This window comes from Teichococcus aestuarii (assembly GCF_003116135.1).
Taxonomy (GTDB): Bacteria; Pseudomonadota; Alphaproteobacteria; order Acetobacterales; family Acetobacteraceae; genus Pseudoroseomonas; species Pseudoroseomonas aestuarii.
Window position 1 is genome coordinate 22,980 of record NZ_PDOA01000011.1, and the last position, 24,723, is coordinate 47,702.

Genomic DNA, 24,723 nt, shown 5'->3' on the forward strand with positions numbered 1-24,723 from the left:
AACCTCCTTCCCGCAACGAGTGGCCATAAGGCCCGTGGCGGCGGAAGCCGTCCTTGCAAGGAGGTTACCGAATGGAAGGCAACGGGTTTACCCGTCGCGGTGTGCTGCGCGCGGGCGCGCTGGGCGCCGCGGCCAGCGCTCTCCCCCTGGTGAATGTGCATGGCCAGACGTCCGGCGGACGGCTGGCCCTCGGCCTGTGGGACCACTGGGTTCCCGCCGGCAATGACGAGATGCGCCGCATCGTCATGGACTGGGGGCAGAAGAACAAGGTCGAGATCCAGCTCGACTTCATCACCTCGGTCGGCAACAAGAACCTGCTGACCATCGCCGCCGAGAGCCAGGCGAAGCAGGGCCACGACATGCTCTCCTTCCCCACCTGGGAGGTGCATGCCAAGTCCGAGCTGCTGGAACCCATGGACGACATCATGGGCCGGCTCAGCGGGAAATACGGCGCGCTGAACCCGATCGTCGAATACCTGGCGAAGGTGGAGGGCAAGTGGCGCGCCGTGCCGGCCATCTCCGGCAGCCAGAACAAGCCGGCGCTCGGCCGCATGGACCTGCTGAAGCAGCATGCGGGCATCGACATCCAGGCGATGTTCCCGGCCAACGCCAACCCCGGCAGCACCGCCGGCAACTGGAACTGGGACACCTTCCTGAAGGCGGCGGAAGCCAGCCACAAGGCGGGCTTCTCCTTCGGCCTGCCGATCGGCCAGTTCACCGACGCGACGGACTGGATCGGCAGCCTGTTCCGCTCCTTCGGCGCCGAGCTGGTGAACAGCAAGGGCGACATCACCGCCAAGTCCGACAATGTGCGGAAGGTGCTGGAATACGCCAAGCAGCTCTGCACCTTCCTGCCGGGCGACGTGTTCTCCTGGGACGACGCCTCGAACAACCGGGCGCTGATCTCCGGCAAGTCGGCGCTGATCTTCAACCCGCCCTCCGCCTGGGCGGTGGCCAAGCGCGACGCGCCGCAGGTGGCCGAGCAGTGCTGGAGCTTCCCCGCCCCGGCGGGCGCGCAGGGGCGCTTCACCCCCTACCTGCCGTATTTCTGGGGCGTCTGGAGCTTCAGCCGCAACAAGGGCGCGGCGAAGGCGCTGGTGGAATACCTCAGCCAGCGCGAGCAGGCGGAGCTGATGGTCAAGGCCAGCAACGGCTACGACATCCCGCCCTTCACCAGCATGACCGACTTCAAGACCTGGGAGACGGAGGGCCCGCCGCCGGGCGTGGTCTACAACTACCCGGTCAAGCCGCACCACAACTCGCAGCAGTTCATCGCCTGCTACCCGGCGCCGCCGGAGATCGCGGTGCAGATGTACAACCAGGGCATCCAGGCGAAGATGATCGCCCGCGTGGTGCAGAACAACGAGACGCCGGACCGCGCCATCGCCTGGGCGGAACGCGAGATCGAAGGCTTCAAGCGCGGCTGATGGCCGCGCCGGCCATAGGCTGAAGGGGGCGCGTGGGCCGGCAGCGGCCCGCGCGCCCCGCATCATCTCCCGCAACCGCGAGGGAGTCTGGGATGTCCCAAGGCACGCTCTCCGTACCGGCCGCTCCGGCCGCCGCGCCGCCGCGCGGCGGCGCGTTGAAGCGCCTGTCGCGCCGGAATTCCACCGTCGCCTTCCTGCTGACGCTGCCGCTGATCCTGCTGATCCTCGGGCTGGTGGTCTATCCGTTCCTCTACGCGCTCTACCTCTCCATGCTGAACAAGCGCATGACGCGCTTCATCGGCTGGGAGAACTTCACCTTCCTGCTGGGGCGCGAGACCTTCTGGAACGTGGTGTTCCAGTCGGTGCTGTTCGCCGTCTCGGCGGTGCTGCTGAAGGCGCTGATCGGCTTTGTCCTGGCGCATGTGCTGCACGCGCTCCCCTCCAAGGGGCAGCGGAAATGGCGCGGCATGCTGCTGGTGCCCTGGGTGATCCCGCCCGCCATCTCGACGCTGGCCTGGTGGTGGCTGTTCGACCCATCCTACTCCGCCTTCAACTGGGCGCTGATGGGCATCGGCGTCGATCCGGTGCCGTGGCTCGGCCAGGCCGGCTGGGCACGCTTCTCGGTGATCCTGGTCAATGTCTGGTACGGCTCGCCCTTCTTCATGATCATGTACCTCGCGGCGCTGAAGTCGGTGCCCGACCAGCTCTACGAGGCGGCGGCGATCGACGGCGCGAGCGGCTGGCAGAAGCTGCGCTACGTGACCTTCCCGATGATGCGCAACATCATCTCGATCACCGTGCTGTTCAGCCTGATCGTCACCTTCGCCAATTTCGACATCGTCCGCATCCTGACCAATGGCGGGCCGCAGGACACCACGCATGTCTTCGCCACCTACGCCTTCCAGGTCGGCATCCAGTCGGGCGACATCCCGCTCGGCGCCTCGGTGAGCCTGTTCATGTTCCCGCTGCTGGCGGTCTTCGCGATCTTCACGCTGCGCGGCGTCAACAAGCGCTCGAAGGAGATGGCGTGAGATGAGCAGCACCACCGCGACACCCTTCGTCCCCGCCGAGATCAAGCATGGCAGCCTGAAGCGGGAACGGCGCTGGGCGCTGATCGGCGCCTACATCGCGCTGGCCGTCTTCGTGCTGTTCTTCATGATCCCGCCCTTCCACATGCTGATGACCAGCCTGAAGAGCTCGGCCGAGATCGCCGACCTCTCGGGCAACCCCTGGATCGTCTCGGCGCCGACGCTGCAGAACTACTGGGAGCTGCTGACCGAGGGGAACTACCTGATCCATTTCCGCAACTCGGTCATCGTCACCACCTGCACCGTCGTCATCAGCATGATCATCTCGGTGATGGCGGCCTTCGCCCTGGCGCGGATGAAGTTCTGGGGCAGCGCCACCCTCGCCACCGGCGTCTTCCTCACCTACCTGGTGCCGGAGACGCTGCTCTTCATCCCGATGTTCCAGATCATCGGCAGCCTCGGCCTGTACAACAACATGTGGGCCATGGTGCTGATCTTCCCGACGCTGACGGTGCCCTTCTGCACCTGGATCATGATCGGCTACTTCGCCTCCATCCCGAAGGAGCTGGACGAGGCGGCGCTGATCGACGGCGCCGGGCACCTGCAGATGCTGTGGAAGATCTTCATCCCCGTGGCGCTGCCGGGCATCCTGGCGGCGATGATCTTCGCCTTCACGGTGAGCTGGGCGGCCTTCATCTACCCGATCGCCTTCCTGGTCTCCTCGGACCAGATGGTGCTGACGGTCGGCATCGTCTCCGACCTGATCCGGGCGGACACCTTCCAGTGGGGTAAGATCATGGCCGGCGCGCTGATGGCCGCGCTGCCGCCGCTGCTCGTCTACGCATTCCTGATGGACTACTACATCGCGGGCCTGACGGCCGGCGCCACCAAGGGCTGAGGGAGGAGAACGAAGAATGGCGCAGGTAACGCTCCGCAAGGTGGTGAAGGCCTATGAGGGTGGCGTGCAGGCCGTGAAGGGCATCGACCTCGACATCGCGGACCACGAGTTCGTGGTGCTGGTCGGCCCCTCCGGCTGCGGCAAGTCCACCACGCTGCGGATGATCGCGGGACTGGAAGAAATCTCGGATGGCGAGATCGCCATCGGCGGCAAGGTCATCAACGACGTGCCGCCGCGCGACCGCGACATCGCCATGGTGTTCCAGAACTACGCGCTCTACCCGCACATGACGGTGTTCGACAACATGGCCTTCGGGCTCATGCTGCGGAAGTTCCCGAAGGAGGAGATCAAGCGGCGCGTCGACAACGCGGCCCGCATCCTCGACATCACGCCGCTGCTGGAGCGCAAGCCGAAGGCGCTCTCGGGCGGCCAGCGGCAGCGCGTTGCCATGGGCCGCGCCATCGTGCGCGACCCGAAGGTTTTTCTTTTCGACGAACCACTTTCCAACCTCGACGCCAAGCTGCGCGTGCAGATGCGCACCGAGATCAAGAAGGTGCACCAGACGGTGCGCACCACCACCGTCTATGTCACCCATGACCAGGTGGAGGCGATGACGCTGGCCGACCGCGTGGTGGTGATGAATGGCGGCATCATCGAGCAGGTCGGCTCGCCGCAGGAGCTGTACCACAACCCCAAGACGCGCTTCGTCGCCGGCTTCATCGGCAGCCCGGCGATGAACTTCATCCCCGGCCGGCTGGAGAACGGCGCCGGCGCGCTGCGCGTCCACCTGCCGAACGACATCGTGCTGCCCGTGCCGGCCGAGCGCACCGCGCGCTACCAGAACCTCGCCGGCCGGGAGATCCTGTTCGGCATCCGCCCCGAGCACCTGACCGAGGCCAAGAACCTCGACCGCCCGCATTTCGCGCCGATGACCGCGACGCCCGAGGTGACCGAGCCGATGGGCATGGAGACCCTGGTGCACTTCAAGATGGCGGGCGCCGAGATCTGCGGCCGCGTCGACCCCCTGGCCCCCGCCGCGCCCGGCCAGCCTTTGCCGATGGCCGTGGACATGAGCAACATGCACATCCTGGACCCGCAATCGGGACGGGTCCTCTGACGTCAGGGAGCGAGGCATGAACAAGACCGCCTGGGTGACAGGGGCTGGCACCGGCATCGGGCGCGCCGTCGCGGTGGCGCTGGCGGGGGCCGGCTGGCGGCTGGCGCTCACCGGGCGGCGCCGCGCGCCGCTGGAGGAGACGGCGGCGCTGCTGCCGGCGGGCACCGAGTCGCACATCGTCACCGCCGACCTGACGGATGCCGCCGCCGTGGAGCAGGCCACCGCCGCGGTGGCCGGGGCGCTGGGCGGCATCGGCCTGCTGGTGAACAATGCCGGCGTCAACGTGCCGCGCCGCCACTGGCACCAGCTCTCCGCCGGCGATGTCGGCACGCTGGTCGATGGCAATTTGCGCGCGCCCTTCCTTACCAGCCTGGCAGTGCTGCCAGGGATGAAGGCGCAGGGCGGCGGGCTGATCGTGCAGATCGCCTCGATGGCCGGCAAGGGCGTCTCCGCCGTCTCCGGCCCCGGCTACATCGCGGCCAAGAGCGGCTTCGTCGCCCTCTCCGCCTCGCTGAACGCCGAGAACGGCATCCACAACATCCGCTCCACCTGCATCTGCCCGGGCGAGGTGGTGACCCCCATCCTCGACTTCCGCCCCGAGCCGGTGCCGGCCGAGGAGCGGGCGCGGATGCTGCAGCCGGAGGACATCGCGCAGGCCGTGCTGTTCGTCGCCACCATGCCGGAGCGGGTCTGCATCAACGAGATGCTGGTGACCCCCACCTGGAACCGCTTCCAGGCGGCGCAGGCGCAGAAGGTGGCGGCGATGCCGTGACGGCGGAGGCGGGGCGCGCGCGGCATGGCTTGCCAAGCGCGCCCCGTGCGCCATGCTGCACGCACCAAGAAACGTGCAGGAACGCCCCATGGACGCCCATCCCCCCGTGCTGATCGATGCCAAAACCCTGGAGACCCTGGTGCGCGACATCTTCGTCGCCGCCGGCAGCGGGGCGGAGGAGGCGGCGGGCATCGCCCACCACCTGCTCGGCGCCAACCTCGCCGGGCATGACAGCCACGGCGTGGTGCGGGTGCCGCGCTACATCGAGTGGCACCAGGCGGGGCATGTGCATTTCGGCCGCACCCCGCGAATCGTCACCGATGGCGGCGCCTTCGCCCTGCTCGACGCCGATTTCGGCTTCGGCCAGACCGTGGCGCGGCAGGCCGCCGAGATGGGCATCGCCCGCGCGAAGCAGCACGGCGCCGCCGTTATCGCGCTGCGAAACGCCGGGCATGTCGGCCGCATCGGCCACTATGCCGAGATGGCGCTGGCGGAGGGGCTCATCTCCATCCACCTCGTCAACGTGGCGGGTTCCGTGCTGGTGGCGCCCTTCGGCGGCGTCGAGCGGCGCTTCTCCACCGCCCCCATCGCCATCGGCGCGCCGTTGCAGGGCCGCCCCGTGGTGCTGGACTTCGCCACCTCGCATGTGGCCGAGGGCAAGGTGCTGGTCGCCTCCAATGGCGGCAAGGCGCTGCCGAAGGACGCGCTGATCGAGCCGGACGGCACCCTCTCGGGCGACCCGCACACCCTGTATGGCGACTATCCGCCGATCGGGCCGCGCAACCCGGCGGGCGGCGCCGGCGCCATCCGCGCCTTCGGCGAGCACAAGGGCTCGGGCCTCGCGCTGATGTGCGAGCTGCTGGCCGGCGCCTTCACCGCCGGCGGCACTTCCGGCCCGGTGGAGGGGCGCGGGCGCATCACCAACGGCATGCTCTCCATCTACCTCTCGCCGGCGCATTTCGGCACCGAGGCGGCCTTCCAGGAGATGGGCCAGGCCTATGTGGAGTGGGTGGCCTCGAGCCGCCCGGCGAAGCCCGGCCAGCCCGTGCTGCTGCCCGGCGAGCCGGAGGCCCGCACCCGCGCCGAGCGCCTGGCCCGCGGCGTGCCGCTGCAGCCCGACACCTGGACCGGCCTGCTGCAGACCGCCGCCTCGCTCGGCATCGCCGCCCCGGCCTGATGGAAGCGGGGGCCGGCGCGCCGCGGCCCCCGAACTTTCCACGAAGCCGGCGCAATCCCGCCACGATCGCCGGCCAGAAGCGGCGCGTGACGCCCCCCCCGCCGCTTCCTCCCGCGCCGCTTCCCCCCGCGCCGCCCGAGCGGCCGCGCCTTCGCCGCGCGGCCTTTCTCAGCCTCTGCCTGGCGCTGGGCCTGGGGCTCCTGCTGCTGATGCTGCGGGTGCTCGCCCCCGGCGGCTGGACCCTGTGGGAGGGGGTGCTGCTGGCCGCCTGGCTCGGCACCCTGCCCTGGAGCTGCCTCTGCGCCGGCAACGCGCTGGTGGGCCTCGCGCTGCGGCTGCGCCACGCCGAGCCAGCGGCGCGGGTGGTGCCGCAGCTCCTGCGCGCCGCGCCGCCGCCGCCCCGCGCCGCCACCGCCATCGTCGTCTGCCTGCGCAACGAGGCGATGGCGGGGGTGCTGCCCCCCCTCGCCCGGCTGCTGGACGGGCTGGAGGCGGCCGGGGCGGGCCACCGCTTCACCCTCTGGTTCCTCTCCGACACGCAGGAGCCGGCCCTCGCCGCGCGGGAGGAGGCGGCGATCGCCGGCTTCGCCCGGCTGCGCGCCGGCCGCCCCGTGGCGGTGCGCTACCGCCGCCGCGCGCGGAACACCGGCTTCAAGGCCGGCAACGTGATGGACTTCCTCGACCGCCACGGCGCCGGCCACGAATTCTTCCTCTGCCTCGACGCCGATTCGGAGATGTCGGCCGAGGCGGTGCTGCGGCTGGTGGCGGTGATGGAGGCGGATTCCAGGCTGGCCATCGTCCAGCAGCTCATCGTCGGCCGGCCGGCGCGCAGCGCCTTCACCCGGCTGTTCCAGTACGGCATGCGGGCGGGGATGCGGAGCTGGGCCACCGGCCAGGCCTGGTGGCAGCTCGACCAGGGCCCCTACTGGGGGCACAACGCCCTGCTGCGCGTGGCGCCCTTCCGCGCCCATGCCCGGCTGGAGCCGCTGCCCGATGGCAGCCCCATCCTCAGCCACGACCAGATCGAGGCGGTGCGGCTGCACGCCGCCGGCTGGAAGGTGCGCTGCCTGCCTATCGAGGCGGGCAGCCTGGAGGGCAACCCGCCCACCCTGCCGGACTTCCTCATCCGCGACCGGCGCTGGGGCGCCGGCAACATGCAGTACTGGCGGCTGCTGCGCCTGCCGGGGCTGACGCCGATGGGCCGCTGGCAGCTGGCGCAGGCCATCCTGCTGTTCCTCTCGGCGCCGCTCTGGCTGCTGGTGCTGGTGGCGGCGGTGCTGAACGCCGCCACCGGCGGCGGCGCGGCCACGCCTCCAGGGGCGCTGGCGGCGCTGCTGCTGGCCAACTGGGCGGCGATCCACGCGCCGAAGCTCGCCGGCTACCTGGAGCTGCTGCTGCGGCCGGAGCGCGCGGCAGCCTATGGCGGCCGCCGCGCCGTGCTGCGCGGGGCACTCGCCGAGACCGGCTTCACCACGCTGCTGGACCCGGTGAGCCTGGCCAGCAAGGCGCTGTTCCTGCTGGCCCTGCCCTTCGCCGGCCGCACCGGCTGGCAGCCGCAGAACCGGGATGCGCTGGGCGTGCGCTGGGCCGACGCGGCACGGCTGCTGCGGGCGCCCACGGCGCTGGGCGTGGCGCTGATGGCGGCGCTGCTGGCGGCGGGCGGCACGGCCTGGATCTGGGGCCTGCCCTTCCTCGGGCCGCTGGTGCTGGGCATCCCCTTCGCGGTGGTGACGGCGGACCCGGGATTCTCCCGCCGGCTGCGGCGCATGGGCGTGGCCTGCACGCCAGAGGAGGGCGGCGCGCGCCGCGCCGCTCAGTCCGCCACGAGGCGGAGGCGCATCAGCACCTCGTCGAAGTAGCGCCCCGCCACCTTCAGCGCGCGCGGCTCGAGCGCCCAGGCGGTGAAGCCGGCGCGCTCGTAGAGCCGCCGGGCCGTGTCGTTGCCTGCCACCACGCTGAGCCGCACCTCCTCCACCCGGCCCCGCGCATGGTCCAGCACCGCCGCCAGCAGGGCCGGTGCCAGGCCGCTGCCGCGTGCCCCGGGCCGCAGGTAGACCGACCAGAGCAGCCCCTTGTGCCGCGTCTTGGCCGCGCGGGGCAGGGCGAGCGCCATCAGCCCCTCCGGCTCCGCCGCGCCCGGCTGCCAGCCGGCGAAGACGGCGCTGTCCTCGAGCCGCGCCGCGAACCAGGCCTCGGGCTGCGCCGCCTCATCCTCCAGGCTGGCGCCGAAGGCCTCGGGGTGGCGCTCCAGCGCCTCCAGCCGCAGCGCGCGGAACAGCGGGGCATCCCCGGGGCCGAGGCGGCGGATGGTGAAGCCGGCCGCCGGGGCGGAAGCCTCCCCCGGCGCCCGCTCAGTCATCGTCGCTGCGCCGCGCCAGCACCTCGCGCTTGCCGACATGGTTGGCAGGCCCGACCACGCCCTCCTTCTCCATCTGCTCGATCAGCTTGGCGGCGCGGTTGTAGCCGATGGAGAGGTGCCGCTGGATGAAGGAGGTGCTGGCCTTGCCCTCGCGCGTCACCAGCGCCACGGCCTGGTCGAACAGCCCCTTCTCGCCATCGCCGGCGCCGGCGATGCCGGAGAGGCCGGACTCGCCGCCCTCCTCGTCATCGGTCTCGGTGACCTCCTCGATATAGGCCGGCTCGCCCTGCTCGCGCAGGAACTCCACCACCTTCTCCACCTCGGCATCCGAGACGAAGGGGCCGTGCACGCGGGCCACGCGGCCGCCGCCGGCCATGTGCAGCATGTCGCCCTGGCCGAGCAGCTGCTCGGCGCCCATCTCGCCCAGGATGGTGCGGCTGTCGATCTTGCTGGTCACCTGGAAGGAGATGCGCGTCGGGAAGTTGGCCTTGATGGTGCCGGTGATGACATCCACCGAGGGACGCTGCGTCGCCATGATGACGTGGATGCCGGCGGCGCGCGCCATCTGCGCCAGCCGCTGCACCGCCGCCTCGATCTCCTTGCCGGCGACGATCATCAGGTCCGCCATCTCGTCGATGACAACGACGATCATCGGCAGCGGCGCCAGCGCCAGGGGCTGGTCCTCGAACACCGGCTTGCCGGTGTCGGGGTCGAAGCCGGTCTGCACGCGGCGGGTCAGCACCTCGCCGCGCGCCAGCGCCGCCTGCACCTTCTCGTTGTAGCCGCCGATGTTGCGGACGCCGAGCTGGCTCATGGCGCGGTAGCGCCGCTCCATCTCGCGCACCGTCCACTTCAGCGCGCCGATCGCCTTCGGTGGCTCCGTCACCACCGGCGCCAGCAGGTGCGGGATGCGATCGTAGACCGACAGCTCCAGCATCTTCGGGTCGATCATGATGAAGCGGCACTCATCCGGGCTGAACCGGTAGAGCAGCGACAGGATCATGGTGTTGATGCCGACCGACTTGCCCGAGCCGGTGGTGCCGGCGATCAGCAGGTGCGGCATCCGCGCCAGGTCGGCGATGACGGGCGCGCCGCCGATATCCTTGCCGAGCGCCAGCGGCAGGCGGGCGGTGTGGCGCACCCAGTCCTCGGCCGCCATCATCTCGGAGAAGAACACCATCTCCCGCTTGTCGTTCGGCAGCTCGATGCCGATGACGTTGCGCCCCGGCACGGTGGCGATGCGCACCGCCATCACGCTCATGCTGCGGGCGATGTCGTCGGCCAGGCCGATGACGCGGGCGGATTTCGTGCCGGGGGCCGGCTCCAGCTCGTAGAGCGTCACCACCGGGCCGGGGCGGATCTCGACGATGCGGCCGCGCACGCCGTAATCCTCCAGCACCGTCTCCAGCAGCCGGGCATTGGCCTGCAGCGCCGCCTCGTCCGGGCCGCTGGCGCGGCGCGCGGGGGGCGGGGTCAGCAGGTCGAGCGGCGGCAGCTGGAACTGCGCCACGGGCTGCGGCTCCGGCCGGGTGGCGCGGCGCGGCGGCATCGGCTCGGCCGGGCGCGGCGGCGGCGCGGGGCTGCGCACGGGCGGCGGCGGCGGCAGCTCCAGGTCGCCACGGAGGGCAATGGCGCGCGGCTCGCCACCCCGCTCGCCACCACGCTCGCCACCACGGGGGGCACGCAGCTCGGGCGTGGCCTCGGGCAGCAGGCGCGGCAGGGCCTCGTCATCCTCCTCCTCCGCCTCGGGGCGGGGCGGGGCCGTGGAGACGCGGCGGCCGGGCGGCGGCACCACCGGCATCTGGCGCGGCCCGCGCAGCGCGGCATGGGGCGGCGCCGATTCGGCGGCGGCGGCATCGGCGGCACGCAGCATGGCGGCCAGCTGCGGCGAGGGCGCCTCCGCCCGGCGGCGGGCCAGCATGCCGCCCATGGCGCGGAACGGCGCCGCCAGGCGGGTGCCGAGGCCGGGGCCGCGCTCGGCCTCATCCTCCACCTCCTCCCAGGGGGCGGCGTAGTGCGGCGGCGGGGCGGCGGGCGCGGCCACGGTGCGGCGCAGCACGCGCCCGGTGATGCCGGCGCCGCTGCGCGCGGCATGGCCGGCGGCGCGGCCCGCCTGCCGCCAGGCCAGCAGCGGCACGCCCAGCGCGGCGAAGGAGAGCGAGCCGGCCAGCGCCACCGTGCCCACCTGCCCGATCACCGAGCCGAAGGGGCCGAACAGGCCGCCCGCGAGGCCGAGGATCTTGCCCAGCAGCAGCTCGCCCGCGGCGCCGCCCGGCCCGGCCAGGGTGGGGGCGCCTTCCGGCAGCGGCGCCAGGGCGATGGCGGCGGCCAGCATCGGCGCCGCCGCCAGCACCGCCGCCACCCGCCCCACGAAGGGCGCGAGGCCGCGATGCGTGGCCAGCCGCCAGGACCAGCCCAGCATCACCCCCACCGGCAGGTAGCCGCCCCAGCCGAAGCCCTGCAGCAGCAGGTCGGAGACGATGGCGCCGCCCGGCCCGGCGAGGTTGGTCGGCGCCCGCGTGGCGGAGGTGTTCAGCGAGGGATCGGCCGGGTTGTAGCTGATCAGCGCCAGCAGCAGCCCGAGGCCGCCCAGCGCCAGCACCAGCCCCAGCAGCTCGGCGCCGCGCCGCCGCAGTGCCGCCTGCACGGCGGGCGAGGCGAAGCGGCGCGTGCCGGCGGCCAGGCGGCCCTCGGGGCTGCCGGAAGACGGGTCGGAAGAACGATCGGCGTAAGCGCGCGGCATGGCCTCAGTCATCTGTTGCTGAGCGGGTGTCTCAGCCTACCACGACAAAGGCTTGCAACAGAAGGAAACCTCTCGCGAAAGCCGCCGCGCGTGCCGGTTCAGTCGCGCTTCGGCAACACCCGGCTCGCCACCTGCCGCGCGGTGTTGGCCAGCACGCTGCCAAGCTCCGGCTCGCCGAACATGCTGCGCATGAAGGCCTGCGCCTGCTTCAGCGTGATGTGCGGCGGCAGCGGCGGCACGTTCGGGTCGGTGCGGAAGTCGAGCACCACGGGGCGGTCCATGGCCAGCGCCTCGTCCCAGGCGGGGCCGACGCGCTCGGGGTCGTCCACCGCGATGCCGCGCAGCCCGGCGAGTTCCGCGAAGGCGGCGTAGGAGAATTCCGGCAGGCTCTGCGAGCCGAGGAACTTCGGGTCGCCGCCCATCACGCGCTGCTCCCAGGTCACCTGGTTCAGGTCGCGGTTGTTCAGCACCATCACCACCAGCCGCGGGTCGGACCATTCCTTCCAGTAGCGGGCCACGGTCAGCAGCTCGTTCATGCCGTTCATCTGCATGGCGCCGTCGCCCACGATGGCCACCACCGGCCGCTCCGGATGCGCGAACTTGGCGGCGATGGCGTAGGGCATGCCGCTGCCCATGCTGGCCAGCCCGCCGGAGAGGGTGGCCATCATGCCGCGCCGCAGCTTCACGTCCCGCGCATACCAATTGGTGGTGGAGCCGGAATCGGCGGCGATGATGGCGCGCTCCGGCAGGCGGCGGGAGAGCTCCCAGAAGACGCGCTGCGGGTTGATCGGCTCGGCCGCCTGCATGGCGCGCTTCTCCAGCAGCGCCCACCAATCCTCCGTCCAGCCGCCGATGCGGTCCCGCCACTTGCCGGGCTCCTTGCGCTTCAGCAGCGGCAGCAGGGCGCGCAGTGTGGCGGCCGAGTCGCCGGCGAGGTTCACCTCCATCGGGTAGCGCAGGCTGAGCATCGAGGGGTTGCGGTCGATCTGCACGCCGCGCGCCGCCCCCTCCTTCGGCAGGAACTCGGAATAGGGGAAGCCGCTGCCCACCATCAGCAGCGTGTCGCATTCCTGCATCAGCTTCCAGGAAGGCTCGGTGCCGAGCAGGCCGATCGAGCCGGTGACCCAGGGCAGGTCGTCCGGCACCGCGGCCTTGCCGAGCAGCGCCTTGGCGATGCCGGCCTGCAGCACATCGGCCACCGCCAGCACCTCGTCCGTGGCGCCGAGCGCACCGGCGCCGACCAGCATGGCCACGCGCTCGCCGGCGTTCAGCGCCTCGGCCGCCTGTTGCAGCGTCTGCGGCTCCGGCACCACGCGGGGCGCGGCATAGCCCACGCCGCTGTGGATGGTGCCGTGCGCGTGCGGCGGCGTCTCCACCGCCTCCAGCTCCTGCAGGTCGTTGGGCAGGATCAGGCAGGCGATCTTGCGCTCGCCCTGGGCGATGCGCATGGCGCGGTCGATCAGGTGGCGGATCTGCTCGGGCACGCTGGCCTGCTGCACATAATCCGCCACGTCGTTGAACAGCGCGGAGAGGTCCACCTCCTGCTGGTAGTGGCCGCCCAGCGCCGCCCGCGCCTGCTGGCCGACGATGGCCAGCACCGGCATGTGGTCCGCCTTGGCGTCGTACAGCCCGTTCAGCAGGTGGATGGCGCCGGGGCCGGAGGTGGCCAGGCACACCCCCACCTCGCCCGTGTACTTGGCGTGGGCGGTGGCCATGAAGGCGGCCATCTCCTCGTGCCGCACCTGCACGAAGGGCATGCGCTCCTTCGCCCGGTCCAGCGCGCCGATCAGCCCGTTGATGCCATCGCCCGGATAGCCATAGACCCGGCGGACGCCCCATTGCCCGAGGCGTTCCCAGACGAAGTCCCCGACCGTCTTGGCCATGGCTGTTCCCTTTCCGCTGCGTGGCGTGCTGGACGGCCAACGCGGAAGAGGAAGGGGTGTTGTCGGAGATCTTCTTTTTCTGAAGAAAAAGAAGCAAAAAGACTTTTCGAGTCTGGTGTTCCGCTATCCACCCGCGCCACGCCAAACTGACAAAAGTTTTTTGGTTCTTTTTTCCAAAAAAGAACGTGTTTTCAAAACACTCCAACGCCACAGCGTTGCAGGTAATTGGCCACGGCCTCGAACTCGGCCGGCGGACGGGTGCGGTCCGCCTCGTCGCCGCGCGGCACGTAGATCAGCGTCTCGTACCGGGCGCGCGTCAGCAGCACGCGGTAGGTGTTGCGCAGGTAGCGCCGCGTCTCGGGCGAGGCCACGCGCTGCCAGTCCTGCCCGGCGAAGCGGCGGGCCTGCCAGCCCTGGGCGCCGCGGATGAAGTCGCCGCCCCAGGCCAGGCCCACCACGTCCAGCTCCAGCCCCTGGCAGGCATATTCCGTGGCGCAGACCTCCAGCGCGTCCGAGCCGCGCACATCCGGCCAGCGGTTGAGGAACCAGTTGACCACCTCGTCATCCGCGCCGTGCAGCTGCGCGCCCAGGCCCTCGGCGCGCAGGCGCTTCGCCTTGGCCGAGCAGACCAGCCCCGCCCGGCGCAGCCCCCGCACCCGGGCGCGCAGCCCGGCCCGCAGCGCGCCGAGGTCGCGCGTCAGGAAGAAGGGCAGCCCGCCCCCCGTGGAACGATCGGCGGCGATGGCGGCGGCCTCCTCCGGCCGCTCCTCCAGCACCGCCGCCACCCATTGCGCGCTGCGCTCGTGGTGGATGGAGCGCACCGGTACGGTGAGGTCCAGATCCTCCTCCAGCGTGAGCCAGGGCGGGTGGCCCTCCGCCAGGCGCTGCGCCGGCTCCGCGGCGGAGAGCGCGCGCGGCGCCGCCACCGCCCCCCAGAGGCCACCGCCCCCTTTGGCCCAACTGGCGCCGATCACCCGGCCCCATTCGGCCAGCCCGGCCTCGCCCGTGTTGATCTCCTGCCCGTTGCCGATCAGCGCCACGATGACGGACCAGCCCGGCACCCGCGCCATGATCTCCAGCATGTGGCCGGGCTCGGAGGTGGTGAGGATGGAGCTGCGGCGCTGCGTGTCCCGCCCCGCCTGGGCGGCGTCCCAGGCGCGCTGCGCCTCGTCGAACACCACCACATGCTCGGGCGGCGCCTCGGCCGGGTGGCGGACATGGTGTTCCAGGAAGCGGTGCACGTTCTGCAGCACGGCGCGCGCCTCGCGGCGCGGCTGGCGGGCGCCGCGGCCCTGCGCCTCCCGCGCATCCCGCTCCAGCGCGCCACGCAGCACCGCCACCAGCGGCGCGTTGCCGGTGAGGAAGGCGGTGCTGCCTTCCGCGGCGGGGCCGAAGGCCAGGTTCAGCCCGCACAGCGTCTTGCCCGCCCCGGGGATGCCGGTGACGAACACCACGCGCCGCGCCCCCTCCGCCCGCGCCTGCCCGATGGCGGCGCGGATGGCCGCCGTGGTGCGGGTGAGGTTGCGCGCATCGGCCCGCGCCGTGGCGATGGCCTCCACCCCGTGCCGGTCGAACAGCCGCCGCGCCGCCTCGATGATGGTGGGCACCGGCCGGTAGGGCGCCGCCTCCCAGGCGGCGGCGTCGAGCGGCGCGGCGGGGGCGGGGATGGCGGCCTGGATGCCGCGCAGCAGCGCGCCGAGGCTGGCGGGGCTGGCGCGCAGCACCGGCGTCGTCACGCCAGGGAGGAAGATCGGCCACTGGTTCACCGGCGCCGCCGCGCCGCTCGCCAGCAGCAGCGGCACCACGGGGTGCGCCCGGCTGGCGGCGTGGAAGTCGAACAGGTCGAGCGCGTAATCCTCCACCTGGGCGAGGTCGGGCGCGGCGAAGCCGGTGGCGCCGTGCTTGTATTCCAGCACCAGCACCGCGCGGTCGGTCAGCAGCACGGCGTCGATGCGGCGTTCCAGCCGCAGCATCTCCACCTCCAGCAGCACCTGCCAGGATTCGCCGCCCGCCTCGCGCAGCGCCGCCTGGAGCGTGACGATGAGGGCGCGCCAGCTCTCCCGCTGCGCCCGCTGCACCTCCGAGAGTTGCCCGGCCTGGGCGTAGGAAAGCTGCGCGGCCCAGTCGGCCGCGTCCCGCGCCAGCAGCGCGGCGCCGGTGCAGGAGACCCAGGCCTTCATGCGCGCCGCCTCCCCGGCCAGGTGGCCAGCCCGATGCTGGCCAGCATCAGCCCCAGCCCGGCGCCGTGCATCGGGGAAAAATGCTCGCCCAGCAGCGCCACCGCCACCAGCGCGGCGGTGGCCGGCAGGAACACGGTGAAGATGCCGGCCACCCCCGCCGGCGCCCGTTGCAGCCCGGCATACCAGAGCAGCAGGCACAGCACCGAGGCGGTGAGGCTGTGGAACACCAGCAGCGCCGAGACCTCGGCCGAGGCCAGCGCCGCCACGCCCCCCAGCACCGGCAGGGCGAAGGGCAGCATCAGGGCCGCGCTCCACAGCTGCATCCACAGGCTGGCGGTGAACACCGGCACCCGGCCGGCGATGCGCTTGGCCAGCAGCACATAGGCCGCCTCGCCGCAGACGCCCAGGAACACCAGCGCGTTGCCGAGCAGGCTGCCGCCCTGCCCGCCCTCGCCGGCCAGCCGCGCCAGGGTGATGGCCGCCATGCCGCCCACCGCCAGCCCCGCCGCCGCCCATTGCCGGGGCGGCAGGCGCTCGCGCAGCCACAGCGCCGAGCCGAGGGCGATGACCGCCGGCAGTGTGGCCAGCACCAGCCCCGCCTCCAGCGCCGAGGTGTGGCGCAGCCCGGTGAGCAGGGCCGCGTTGTAGAGCAGCGTGCCCAGCGCCGCCTGCAGCGCCAGGTTGCGCAGCACGGCGCCGGAGGGGATGGCGCCGCCCTCGCGCAGCCGGGCCAGCGGCCACAGCACCGCGCAGGCCAGCAGGCAGCGCAGCAGCACGATCAGCGCGATGGGCAGGGCGCCCGCCAGCAGCTTCGCCACCGCCACGTTGAGGCCGACCAGCGCCATCGAGGAACCCAACTGGAGATAGGCGGTCAGCATGCGGCTCCGGCGCGGCCATTGACGCGCGCAGGGTCGCAGGCTTCCGGGGTGGCGCCAAGCGGGGGCGCGCCCAGTCCTCCGCCTAGTCCTCCTGGCGGAAGGGCGAGGCCTCGGCCAGCGCCGCCATCTCCTCCAGCATGGCGGGGCGCTCGGCGTCCAGGAACTCGGCGACGGCGCGGCGCAGCCCGCCATGGCCGATCCAGTGCGCCGAATAGGTAGGCACCGGCAGGTAGCCGCGCTGGATCTTGTGCTGCCCCTGCGCCCCCGCCTCCACCCGCTTCAGCCCGTGCGCGATGGCGAAGTCGATGGCCTGGTAGTAGCAGAGCTCGAAATGCAGGAAGGGCGTCTCCACCGTGGTGCCCCAGTTGCGGCCGTAGAGCGCCTCCCGCCCCATCAGGTTCAGCGCGCCGGCCACGGGGCGGCCCTCCTGCTCGGCCACCATCAGCACCACCCGCTCGCCCAGCCGCTCGGCCAGCAGCGGCCAGAAGCGCGGCGTCAGGTAGGCGCTGCCCCATTTGCGGTCCACCGTGTCCATGTAGAAGCGGTGGAAGGCGGCCCAGTGGCGCGGCGTGATTTCGGCGCCGCGCAGCGTGCGGAAGGTGAGCCCGGCCGATTGCGCGTCCCGCCGCTCGCGCTTCAGCTGCTTGCGCTTGCGGCTGGACAGGGCGCCGAGGAAATCCTCGAAGCTGCCATAGCCCGCATTGCTCCAGTGGAACTGCGTGCCGATGCGCCGCAGCCAGCCGGCCTCGCCCAGCGCGTGCCACTCGGCCTCCGTGCAGAAGGTGACATGGGCGGAGGACAGGCCGAGCTGCTCCGCCGCCTGCGCCAGGGCCTGGGCCAGCGCGCCCGGCGGCAGGCCGGAATCCGGGCGGGCCAGCAGGCGCGGCCCCGGCACCGGGCTGAACGGCACCGCCACCTGGAGCTTCGGGTAGTAGCGCCCGCCCGCGCGCTCGAAGGCATTCGCCCAGGCATGGTCGAACACGTATTCGCCATAGGAGTGGCTCTTGGCGTAGGCCGGGGCCACGGCCAGCAGCCGGCCCTCCGGGTCGCGCAGCGCGGCGTGCTGCGGCAGCCAGCCGGTGCGGGCGGAGGCCGAGCCGCTGTCCTCCAGCACCGACAGGAAGGCATGGCTGACGAAGGGGTTGTCGTCCCCCGCGCAGGCATCCCACTCCGCCGCGGGAATCTCCGCGATGGCGGGATGCAGGCGCAGGGTCAGCTCGGGGGCACCATCGGGCATGGCCCAGCATGTGCGCCGCAACCGGGAACGCGCAAGGCGGGGCGGCGCCCCGCGCCCGCTTCTCTCTCCCGCGCGGGGAAGCCCGGTCCTAGAGCGGGCGGCAGGCCAGGGCGGTGGCGCCGGCCAGGCGCACCATGCGGCGCGCGGCCACCGCGGCCCCCGCGGCGCCGCCCGCCAGCTTGGCGGCATGGCCCTCCACCAGCTGCTCCACGCCGGCCTCGGTGACGATGTCGGCGCCCGCCGCCAGCCCGGCGGAGAGCGCCAGCCGCCGCAGCAGCCGGCCCAGCACGAAGGTGCCGGGGCGCACCCCGTGCAGCACCGCCACCTGGCGCATCAGCCGCAGGCCGAGCCAGCCCATCGCCACCGCGTCCAGCGCCGGGGAGGGCAGCACGGCGGTGGTCAGGAAGACCTGCCGCGCCGCCTGCCCGCCCAAGCTCCGGGTCTGCTTGTCCAGCACCGGCAGCAGCCCGGCGGAGAGCAGGCCGCGCGCCTCGGCCATGGTGGTGGCGCGGCGCAGCGTGGCCACGGCGGGCGCCGCCTCCGGCAGGCGGCGCGCCACGGATTCCGCCCAGTCGAGCAGCGCGGGCGGCGGCGGGGCGGCGTCCGGAGTCTCGCGGACGCGGGCGGCCAGCCGCTCCAGCGAGTCGAGCCGGCGCAGCGCGCGCCATTCCCGCCCCGCCGCCACCGCCAGCAGCCCGCCCACGCCGAGGCCGAGCGCGCTGCCCAGCCAGCCCAGCACGGGCGAGGCGGTGAACAGATCCGCCACCATCAGTCCCAGCCAGAGGCCGAAGCTGCCCAGCACCAGCAGCCCCGCCGCCAGCCCCACCGTGCCGAGCGAGGCCAGCCAGCCGGCGCCCGCCAGCGGCCCAGGCCCTTGCAATGCCACCGGCTCGCCATGGCGGACCAGCCCGCCCTCGGCCGGGGGCAGCAAGGCGGGGCCAAGATCGCCGGCCAGCACGGGCTCCGGCGCGCGGGTGGCGGTGCGCGGGCGCTCGGGCTCGTCGGCCCAGCCGGGGCCGGCGTTCACCGGGGGCCTCGCGGGGTGGGGCGGTCCGGGATAGTGCGGTCCGGGCAGGTCACAGCGCATCCTCCAGGAGCCAGGCGATCAGCCGGTCCATCTCCAGGTGTGGCAGCCCTTCCCGGCCGTCCGGGTCGATCACCGGCGGGCGGAACACGGGCAGCTCGAAATAGGGCCGGCGCCAGAACGCATCGTCGGGAGCCGGCGGTTGCGGCGGGATCTGGCCGGGGCGGAAGGGCCGCCGCCGCGTCTCGCCCATCGGCACGCCCTGCACCACCGGCGCGCCGCCGGGAGCGGGCTCGCCCTCCTCCGTGCAGCGCAGCGCGGCGATCGCGGCATGGATCATGGCCGGGCCGCCGGCATGGCCGTGCGTGCCCACCATGCCGCGGAACAGCGAGAGGAAGTCGCCACGCTGCGCCTGCGGCACGTAGTCCGCCTTGGTGGCGACGAAGGCCACGCGCCGCAGCGTGCGCAGCCCCAGCCAGCGGGAGCGCGAGCGGGCATCGTAGGCGCGGGCGATCTGCGCCACCGCCTGCCGGGCATCGGTGAAGGCGCCCTCGCCCGCGCAGAGCGCGCCCAGCGCGTCGACCAGCACCACCTGCCGGTCGAAGCGGGCGAACCAGGGGTCGAAATAGCTGCGCCGCATGTCGTCGCGATAGGCATCGAACCGCTCGGCCAGGGCGGCGCGCAGGCTGCCCGCGGCCGGGCTGCCCTGGCCGGAGAGGGGGAAGAACCACATCATCGGGCTCTCGCCCTTGGGGCCAGGCACCAGGAAGCGGCCCGGCTGCAGCCAGCGCAGCCCGTGCCGGTCGCGCGCCGCCGCCAGCAGGTCGCGGTAGAGCAGGAAGCCGCGCTTGGCCACGGCATCGTCGGCTGGGGCGTTGCGGTCCAGCCCGGCCAGGAAGGACAGGAAATCCCCGGCCAGGGCGGCGCGCGGCGGCTGGCGCAGCTGCGCCAGCGTGGCGGCCGACCATTCCTCGTAGCTCTGCTCCAGCAGCGGCAGGTCGAGCAGCCACTCGCCGGGATAGTCCAGGATCTCCAGCCGCACCCGCCGCGCCGGCAGCCAGCGGCCCCAGTCGCCGGGGCGCTCCACCACCAGGGTCAGGGTGGCGCTGGCCAGGTCGCTGGTGCGGGGCGGCCAGTGCGGCGTGGCGCCGGCCAGGTCGCGCAGCTTGTCGGCGGCGTCGAACCAGTCCAGCGCCTGGGTGCCGGCCGGCTCCAGCCGCACCGCCTGGATGCGGCGCCCCTCCTCCGCCATGCGGCGGCGCAGCGCCGGCAGCGTGTCCCGCCCCCGCCCCAGCGCCAGCAGGTTGGCGATGAGGGAGGTGATGAACACCGTCTTGCCGGAGCGGCTGAGGCCGGTGATGGCGATGCGCAGCGTCGTCTCGTTGAGCGCCCGTTCCGCCTCGCTGGTGAGCCGGGCCAGTCCCTCGCCCAGCAAACCCAATCCTGCCGCCATCCGCCTCCGCCTTGTCTGTCAGCGCCCCATGTAGGAAGCCGGGCCGGGGGAATGAATTCCCCGGCCCGGCTTCTTTTGGCCCCTCAGAACACCTTGCGCCCCTCAGAACACCTTACGGAAGAAGTGCCGGGTGTGGCCCACCGGGTTGTCCGGCACATGGCCGAACTCGGTGTAGCCCTGCTTGATGTAGAAGGCAGGGGCCTGGAAGCTGTAGCTGTCGAGCCAGGCGCCGACGCAGCCGCGCGCCTTCGCCTCCGCCTCCGCCCGCGCGATCAGCTCGGCGCCGAGGCCGCCGCGGCGCAGATCCTCGGGCAGCCAGAACAGCTCGATGAACAGCCACTTCTTGTCCGTGCGGCCGGTCAGGCCGCCGCGGACGGCGCCGGTCTGCGGGTCGCGCACCAGCACCGAGAGCGGGCGGCGGCCGGAGGGGCCCACCGCCGCCTCGTTGAAGGCGATGATGCCCTTCAGCACCACGTCCTCCGCATCGGCGTCCGGCGCGTCGCTGACCTCGATCGCCGGCAGCGCCGTGCTCACGCCGCCACCTCGAACAGGCCCTCGACCTCCACCGCCGCGTCCATCGGCAGGGAGGGCACGCCGATGGTGCTGCGCGCATGCCGCCCCGCCTCGCCGAACACCGCCACGGCGAGGTCCGAGGCGCCGTTCATCACCTGGGCGTGCTGGGTGAAGGCGGGGGCGCAGGCGATGAAGCCGCCGAGGCGCGCCACCCGCGTCACCCGGTCGAGGTCGCCCACCGCCGCCCTGAGCTGCGCCAGCACGTTCACCAGGCAGAGCTGCGCCGCCTGCTGCCCGGTCTCGATGTCGATCACCTCGCCGAGCTTGCCGGTGAAGGCCACCTTGCCCTCGCGCATCGGCACCTGGCCGGAGACGACGACCAGCGTGCCGCCCGAGACGATGGTGAAGGGCACGTAGTTGGCGACCGGCGCGGCCGGCACGGGCAGGGTGATGCCAAGCTCGGCGAGGCGCGCCTCGATGCGTCCGGCCATGGGACGTCTCCTTGTGTTCGGTGGCTATTGGGTGTCGGCGGGAATGGCGGAAAAGGGGAAGGCGCCGCTCAGCCCACCAGGCGGAGGGTGCGGCGGCGCGCGGCGGGCGAGGGCTGCGCCGGCAGGTCGAGCGGCAGCAGCGGGCCACGGTCGCCCGGCGTGCCGGTGGCCTCCACCGCGCATTCCTCGAGCGAGGGGTCGGGCCAGAGGCGCCGCGCCGCCTCGCCGCCGAGATGGGCGATGGCCAGCCGGCGGAAGGCCCAGTCCAGCACCGAGGTGGCGCAGAGGATCTCGGGGTCGCCCTCCACCGCGCCGGCGGGGCCGAAGCGGGTGTAGGCGAAGCTGCCGACATAGTCGGAGAGCGGCACGCCACGGGCGAGGCCGATGTTCACCGCCTGGATGAAGCCTTCCAGCAGCCCGCGGAAGCCGCTGCCCTCCTTGCCGCCGGCGGTGAGCCCGACCTCGGCCAGCCCGCCCGTGGCCGACTGCGTGGCGCGCAGCGTGACCCGGTGGCCGCCGACGACGACGCGCCAGACCTGCCCGTGCAGGCCAGTGCCGGGGGCGGCGCCAGGGGCGATGGCGGGGCGCGGCGGCGGCAGCGGCCGGGCCGGCAGCGGCCGGGCCGCCGGCACCGGGCTGGCGGCGTGCAGATAGGGGCGGATGACGGCGTCCATCGCCTCCCGCGCCGAGTCGGGCACCGGGGCCAGCAGGGCCAGGGCGCGCTCCCCCTGCAGGGCGAGGGCGCGGCGCGCGGCCAGGGTGGGCTGCTCCACCACCCGGCCGGCCTCGTCATGCGCCAGGCGGGTGGCGCCCTGGGCGGGGGCGAGGCCGCCCGTCTCGGCGCCGAGCAGCGCCTCCACCGCATCCGGCACGGTGAGGGCGAAGCAGCCGGCGTGGCGCAGCCCCTGGGTGGCGCCGGCGGCATCCAGCGCGCGGCGGGCGGCGGCGGCGAGGCCGGGCACGGCGCAGCCGGCGGGCGGCGCCGGCCACAGCAGCGCGGCGGGCTCGCGCGCGCCCAGGTGCTCGGCCAGGGCAGCGCTGGCCTGCTCGGCGGCGCCGCGCGTCAGGGCGGAGAGGCAGGTGCCGACCTCGCGCGCCGCGGCCGAGTCGTAGGCCAGGCCCAGCGCCGCCAGCAGCCCGGCGAGATCGGCGAAGCCGACGCGCAGCCGCGTGGCCTTGCCGCCCGTGGCCACTTCCAGCGCGCGCACCGCGGTGCCCACGGCGGCCGCGTAGGCGGCATGGTCGAAGCCGCCGGCCTCGTCGAGGAAGGCGGGCAGGTTGAGCACGAAGCGCGGCTCGGCGCGGGTGTCGTTGCGCCACAGGCTGGCGCCGGGGGCGCCGCGCCGGGCCAGCAGCAGGGCGCGCAGCTCCCGCGCCAGGGCCTCGGCCTCCGCCGCGTCCAGCAGCTTCGGCGCCACGGCGCGGGCGGCGAGGCGGCCGATCCATTCCTCGGCCAGGGCGGGCAGCGAGACGGGGCCGGTGCCGGGGGCCAGCGCCGCCAGCGCCTCGGCCGCCGCATCCTCCCAGCTCGCGGGCAGGGCGACGGGGCGCGGCGCGGAATCGGGGTCCGCCGCCGCGCGCAGGCGCCGCAGCGCGAGACCGCTCCAGGAAGTGTTGGCCCAGGGAGTGCCAGGAACCCGTGCCGTGATCCGTGCCATGCGTCCAGGCTACCGCTGCCCCGCCCCACACGGAAGCCGCATCTGGTGGTAATTGCGCAAACAGCCGGCCAATATCCTGCTCCGCCGGCGTTGAAGGGTGCCCCCCCTCGGCACCACCCTTTTCCCCGGCCGCCGCATGTGCGAAGGAAGCCGGCGGCGCACACCCCCCTCCCCCCCGGAGCGAGGCCGTAACCGCGACCCCCTCGCCCAGTCATGGAACCGACCGAGACATGTCCTTCCTGCAGCGGCTGACCACTGGCCTCACCGCCAGCAAGATCGGCACCGACCGCTTCGGCAACACCTATTACGAGAGCCGCAAGACCTGGCTCGGCTACGGCCGCAAGCGCCGCTTCGTGCTCTATGCCGGCGAGCCGGACCCGACCACCGTGCCGTCCGAGTGGCATTGCTGGCTGCACCACGTGACCGACGCGCCGCTCTCGGAGCAGAAGCGCTACCCGTGGCAGCGCGAGCACCAGCGCAACCTGACCGGCACCGCCCAGGCCTACCGCCCGCCGGGGCACGACTATTCCGGCGCCCGCCGCGCCCCCACGGCCGGCGACTACGAAGCCTGGACTCCGGGTGGCTGAGGCCGTGTCAGGACAGATCGCCGCAGGCAAGGCCGGAGGCAGCCGCATGCAGGGCCGCAACATCGCCGAGATCCTCACCGGCGCCGTGGTGGTGCTGGTGGCGGCCGCCTTCCTGGTGTTCGCGATCGGCCAGTCCGGGCGCAGCCTGGTCGGCGGCGGCGGCGGCATCACCCTCAGCGCCAAGTTCGACCGGATCGACGGTCTGACCCCGGGCGCCGATGTGCGCATCGGCGGCGTCAAGGTCGGCAGCGTCGTCGAGCAGCACATCGACCCGCGTACCTACCTGGCGGTGCTGCGGCTGCGCGTCGCTTCCGACATCGCCATCCCCGACGACAGCTCGGCCGAGATCACCTCGGAGAGCCTGCTGGGCGGCAAGTACGTGGCGCTGGTGCCGGGCGGCTCCGAGACCATGCTGAAGGACGGGCAGGAGGTCACCATCACCCAGTCCGCCGTCAGCCTCGAATCGCTGCTGGGCCGCTTCATCTTCTCGGTGACGGAACTGACCTCGAACACCGCCCGGCAGCAGGAGGGCGAGGCGCCCGCGCCCGCCCCGGCCCCCGCCGCGCGGCCATGAGCCTGGAGCCGCCCGCCCGCTGGCCGGGCGCCGACGGCCAGCCCGTCTCCTGCCGGGAGAAGCTGAAGGTGCTGGCCGAGAACCACCGGGAGGCCGCCACCCTGCTGCAGGACCTGCTGGAGGATGCCGTGCTGATGGGCGTCGACGAGGCGGCGATGCGCCGCATCCTGGCCGAGATGGTGCAGGCCCTGCCCAGCCCGCGCCGTGCCGGGCCCGGCGCCGGAGGGGCCGGCTGATGCGCCGCCTGCGCCCGCTGCTGCGCCCCCTTCTGCTCGGCCTGCTGCTGGCCGCCACGCCGCTGGCGGAGGCGCCGCTGCGCGCCCAGCCGCAGGACCAGGGCTGGGTGCCGAAGCGCAACGCCAAGCTCCAGGCGCTGGACAAGGTGACGGCGCGCATCACCATCCTGGAGACGCCGCTCGGCCGCCCGGCCACCTTCGGCACGCTGCGGGTGATCGTGCACGCCTGCAACGCCCGCCCGCCGGAGGAGGTGCCGGACGCCGCCGCCTGGCTGGAGGTGCTGGAGACCCGCAACGATTCGCGCGGCCTCCCGGTGTTCCGCGGCTGGATGTTCGCCAACGCGCCCGGCGTGTCGATGCTGGAGCACCCGGTCTACGACCTGCGCGTGCTGGAGTGCCTCTGACACGGTGCGGGGCCGGCCCGGCGCCCCGGCCGGCCGGGGCGCGGGTCACAATCCCGCCAGGAGCCTCCGCCGCACCCGCTGGCG

General features: G+C 73.2%; 22 protein-coding genes. 11 read left to right on the plus strand and 11 right to left on the minus strand.

Annotated features, from left to right (window positions below):
• Positions 1-71 precede the first annotated feature (71 nt).
• The 7 genes from CR165_RS15705 (at position 72) to mdoH (ending at position 8,278) form a co-directional block, all read left to right on the plus strand.
• Positions 72-1,427 carry an ABC transporter substrate-binding protein gene (locus tag CR165_RS15705; protein WP_109517902.1) on the plus strand — a complete coding sequence of 452 codons (1,356 nt, stop codon included), beginning with the start codon at positions 72-74 and terminating at the stop codon, positions 1,425-1,427.
• Between the two features lie 92 nt (positions 1,428-1,519).
• Positions 1,520-2,458, plus strand: coding sequence for a carbohydrate ABC transporter permease (locus CR165_RS15710; protein WP_109517903.1), 939 nt, complete (start codon positions 1,520-1,522; stop codon positions 2,456-2,458).
• Between the two features lies 1 nt (position 2,459).
• Positions 2,460-3,353: a carbohydrate ABC transporter permease gene (locus CR165_RS15715; RefSeq protein ID WP_109517904.1), complete on the plus strand. Its 894-nt coding sequence runs from the start codon at positions 2,460-2,462 to the stop codon at positions 3,351-3,353.
• 16 nt (positions 3,354-3,369) lie between these two features.
• Positions 3,370-4,470 carry an ABC transporter ATP-binding protein gene (locus CR165_RS15720; protein WP_109517905.1) on the plus strand — a complete coding sequence of 367 codons (1,101 nt, stop codon included), beginning with the start codon at positions 3,370-3,372 and terminating at the stop codon, positions 4,468-4,470.
• A 16-nt stretch (positions 4,471-4,486) separates the two neighbouring features.
• Positions 4,487-5,242: an SDR family oxidoreductase gene (locus tag CR165_RS15725; RefSeq protein ID WP_109517906.1), complete on the plus strand. Its 756-nt coding sequence runs from the start codon at positions 4,487-4,489 to the stop codon at positions 5,240-5,242.
• 88 nt (positions 5,243-5,330) lie between these two features.
• Positions 5,331-6,419, plus strand: a complete 1,089-nt coding sequence (locus CR165_RS15730; protein WP_109517907.1) for a malate/lactate/ureidoglycolate dehydrogenase — start codon at positions 5,331-5,333, stop codon at positions 6,417-6,419.
• 86 nt (positions 6,420-6,505) lie between these two features.
• A complete protein-coding gene (gene mdoH, locus CR165_RS15735) occupies positions 6,506-8,278 on the plus strand; it encodes a glucans biosynthesis glucosyltransferase MdoH (RefSeq protein ID WP_245906478.1) in 1,773 nt (590 codons plus the stop codon).
• Here mdoH and CR165_RS15740 read toward each other — a convergent pair.
• The 11 genes from CR165_RS15740 to CR165_RS15795 all read right to left on the minus strand — a co-directional run bounded on the left by CR165_RS15740 (position 8,233) and on the right by CR165_RS15795 (position 22,838).
• A complete protein-coding gene (locus tag CR165_RS15740) occupies positions 8,233-8,778 on the minus strand; it encodes a GNAT family N-acetyltransferase (RefSeq protein ID WP_109517909.1) in 546 nt (181 codons plus the stop codon). The genes mdoH and CR165_RS15740 overlap by 46 nt on opposite strands.
• Entirely contained in the window at positions 8,771-11,521 is a 2,751-nt protein-coding gene (locus CR165_RS15745; RefSeq protein WP_245906479.1) for an FtsK/SpoIIIE family DNA translocase, read from the minus strand. The genes CR165_RS15740 and CR165_RS15745 overlap by 8 nt, the downstream gene beginning before the upstream one ends.
• A gap of 98 nt (positions 11,522-11,619) precedes the next feature.
• Positions 11,620-13,404 carry a thiamine pyrophosphate-requiring protein gene (locus CR165_RS15750; protein ID WP_109517910.1) on the minus strand — a complete coding sequence of 595 codons (1,785 nt, stop codon included), beginning with the start codon at positions 13,402-13,404 and terminating at the stop codon, positions 11,620-11,622.
• Positions 13,405-13,595: 191 nt separating this feature from the next.
• Positions 13,596-15,584 carry a DUF2075 domain-containing protein gene (locus tag CR165_RS15760; RefSeq protein WP_109517912.1) on the minus strand — a complete coding sequence of 663 codons (1,989 nt, stop codon included), beginning with the start codon at positions 15,582-15,584 and terminating at the stop codon, positions 13,596-13,598.
• Positions 15,581-16,462: a DMT family transporter gene (locus CR165_RS15765; RefSeq protein WP_245906481.1), complete on the minus strand. Its 882-nt coding sequence runs from the start codon at positions 16,460-16,462 to the stop codon at positions 15,581-15,583. Before CR165_RS15765 ends, CR165_RS15760 begins: the two co-directional genes overlap by 4 nt.
• 82 nt (positions 16,463-16,544) lie before the next feature.
• Entirely contained in the window at positions 16,545-17,699 is a 1,155-nt protein-coding gene (locus CR165_RS15770; protein WP_109517913.1) for a GNAT family N-acetyltransferase, read from the minus strand.
• Positions 17,700-17,787: 88 nt separating this feature from the next.
• Entirely contained in the window at positions 17,788-18,726 is a 939-nt protein-coding gene (locus CR165_RS15775) for a DUF697 domain-containing protein (protein WP_109517914.1), read from the minus strand.
• Positions 18,727-18,775: 49 nt separating this feature from the next.
• The gene (locus CR165_RS15780) at positions 18,776-20,176 is read right to left on the minus strand and encodes a YcjX family protein (RefSeq protein WP_109517915.1); all 1,401 of its coding nucleotides are present in this window, start codon (positions 20,174-20,176) and stop codon (positions 18,776-18,778) included.
• A gap of 102 nt (positions 20,177-20,278) precedes the next feature.
• Complete coding sequence (locus CR165_RS15785; protein ID WP_245906482.1) at positions 20,279-20,710, minus strand: GNAT family N-acetyltransferase; 432 nt, start codon at positions 20,708-20,710, stop codon at positions 20,279-20,281.
• Positions 20,707-21,180: a RidA family protein gene (locus CR165_RS15790; protein ID WP_109517916.1), complete on the minus strand. Its 474-nt coding sequence runs from the start codon at positions 21,178-21,180 to the stop codon at positions 20,707-20,709. Before CR165_RS15790 ends, CR165_RS15785 begins: the two co-directional genes overlap by 4 nt.
• Positions 21,181-21,248: 68 nt before the next feature.
• A complete protein-coding gene (locus CR165_RS15795; protein ID WP_109517917.1) occupies positions 21,249-22,838 on the minus strand; it encodes a TSCPD domain-containing protein in 1,590 nt (529 codons plus the stop codon).
• A 230-nt stretch (positions 22,839-23,068) separates the two neighbouring features.
• Between CR165_RS15795 and CR165_RS15800 the strand changes: the two genes are divergently transcribed.
• The 4 genes from CR165_RS15800 to CR165_RS15815 are packed head-to-tail and all read left to right on the plus strand — an operon-like array spanning position 23,069 to position 24,639.
• Positions 23,069-23,425, plus strand: a complete 357-nt coding sequence (locus CR165_RS15800; protein ID WP_109517918.1) for an NADH-ubiquinone oxidoreductase subunit NDUFA12 family protein — start codon at positions 23,069-23,071, stop codon at positions 23,423-23,425.
• A gap of 46 nt (positions 23,426-23,471) precedes the next feature.
• Positions 23,472-23,999, plus strand: coding sequence for an outer membrane lipid asymmetry maintenance protein MlaD (gene mlaD / locus CR165_RS15805; RefSeq protein WP_109517919.1), 528 nt, complete (start codon positions 23,472-23,474; stop codon positions 23,997-23,999).
• Positions 23,996-24,235, plus strand: coding sequence for a hypothetical protein (locus CR165_RS15810; protein ID WP_109517920.1), 240 nt, complete (start codon positions 23,996-23,998; stop codon positions 24,233-24,235). Before mlaD ends, CR165_RS15810 begins: the two co-directional genes overlap by 4 nt.
• Positions 24,235-24,639, plus strand: a complete 405-nt coding sequence (locus CR165_RS15815) for a DUF2155 domain-containing protein (RefSeq protein ID WP_109517921.1) — start codon at positions 24,235-24,237, stop codon at positions 24,637-24,639. Before CR165_RS15810 ends, CR165_RS15815 begins: the two co-directional genes overlap by 1 nt.
• Positions 24,640-24,723: the final 84 nt, after the last annotated feature.

Excerpts from the sequence above, each read along its gene's own strand:
- CR165_RS15705 (WP_109517902.1), top strand. The coding sequence starts at position 72 with ATGGAAGGCAACGGGTTTACCCGTCGCGGTGTGCTGCGCGCGGGCGCG.
- CR165_RS15710 (WP_109517903.1), top strand. The coding sequence starts at position 1,520 with ATGTCCCAAGGCACGCTCTCCGTACCGGCCGCTCCGGCCGCCGCGCCG.
- CR165_RS15715 (WP_109517904.1), top strand. The coding sequence starts at position 2,460 with ATGAGCAGCACCACCGCGACACCCTTCGTCCCCGCCGAGATCAAGCAT.
- CR165_RS15720 (WP_109517905.1), top strand. The coding sequence starts at position 3,370 with ATGGCGCAGGTAACGCTCCGCAAGGTGGTGAAGGCCTATGAGGGTGGC.
- CR165_RS15725 (WP_109517906.1), top strand. The coding sequence starts at position 4,487 with ATGAACAAGACCGCCTGGGTGACAGGGGCTGGCACCGGCATCGGGCGC.
- CR165_RS15730 (WP_109517907.1), top strand. The coding sequence starts at position 5,331 with ATGGACGCCCATCCCCCCGTGCTGATCGATGCCAAAACCCTGGAGACC.
- CR165_RS15740 (WP_109517909.1), bottom strand. The coding sequence starts at position 8,778 with ATGACTGAGCGGGCGCCGGGGGAGGCTTCCGCCCCGGCGGCCGGCTTC.
- CR165_RS15745 (WP_245906479.1), bottom strand. The coding sequence starts at position 11,521 with ATGCCGCGCGCTTACGCCGATCGTTCTTCCGACCCGTCTTCCGGCAGC.
- CR165_RS15750 (WP_109517910.1), bottom strand. The coding sequence starts at position 13,404 with ATGGCCAAGACGGTCGGGGACTTCGTCTGGGAACGCCTCGGGCAATGG.
- CR165_RS15760 (WP_109517912.1), bottom strand. The coding sequence starts at position 15,584 with ATGAAGGCCTGGGTCTCCTGCACCGGCGCCGCGCTGCTGGCGCGGGAC.
- CR165_RS15765 (WP_245906481.1), bottom strand. The coding sequence starts at position 16,462 with ATGCTGACCGCCTATCTCCAGTTGGGTTCCTCGATGGCGCTGGTCGGC.
- CR165_RS15770 (WP_109517913.1), bottom strand. The coding sequence starts at position 17,699 with ATGCCCGATGGTGCCCCCGAGCTGACCCTGCGCCTGCATCCCGCCATC.
- CR165_RS15780 (WP_109517915.1), bottom strand. The coding sequence starts at position 20,176 with ATGGCGGCAGGATTGGGTTTGCTGGGCGAGGGACTGGCCCGGCTCACC.
- CR165_RS15790 (WP_109517916.1), bottom strand. The coding sequence starts at position 21,180 with ATGGCCGGACGCATCGAGGCGCGCCTCGCCGAGCTTGGCATCACCCTG.
- CR165_RS15795 (WP_109517917.1), bottom strand. The coding sequence starts at position 22,838 with ATGGCACGGATCACGGCACGGGTTCCTGGCACTCCCTGGGCCAACACT.
- CR165_RS15800 (WP_109517918.1), top strand. The coding sequence starts at position 23,069 with ATGTCCTTCCTGCAGCGGCTGACCACTGGCCTCACCGCCAGCAAGATC.
- mlaD (WP_109517919.1), top strand. The coding sequence starts at position 23,472 with ATGCAGGGCCGCAACATCGCCGAGATCCTCACCGGCGCCGTGGTGGTG.
- CR165_RS15810 (WP_109517920.1), top strand. The coding sequence starts at position 23,996 with ATGAGCCTGGAGCCGCCCGCCCGCTGGCCGGGCGCCGACGGCCAGCCC.
- CR165_RS15815 (WP_109517921.1), top strand. The coding sequence starts at position 24,235 with ATGCGCCGCCTGCGCCCGCTGCTGCGCCCCCTTCTGCTCGGCCTGCTG.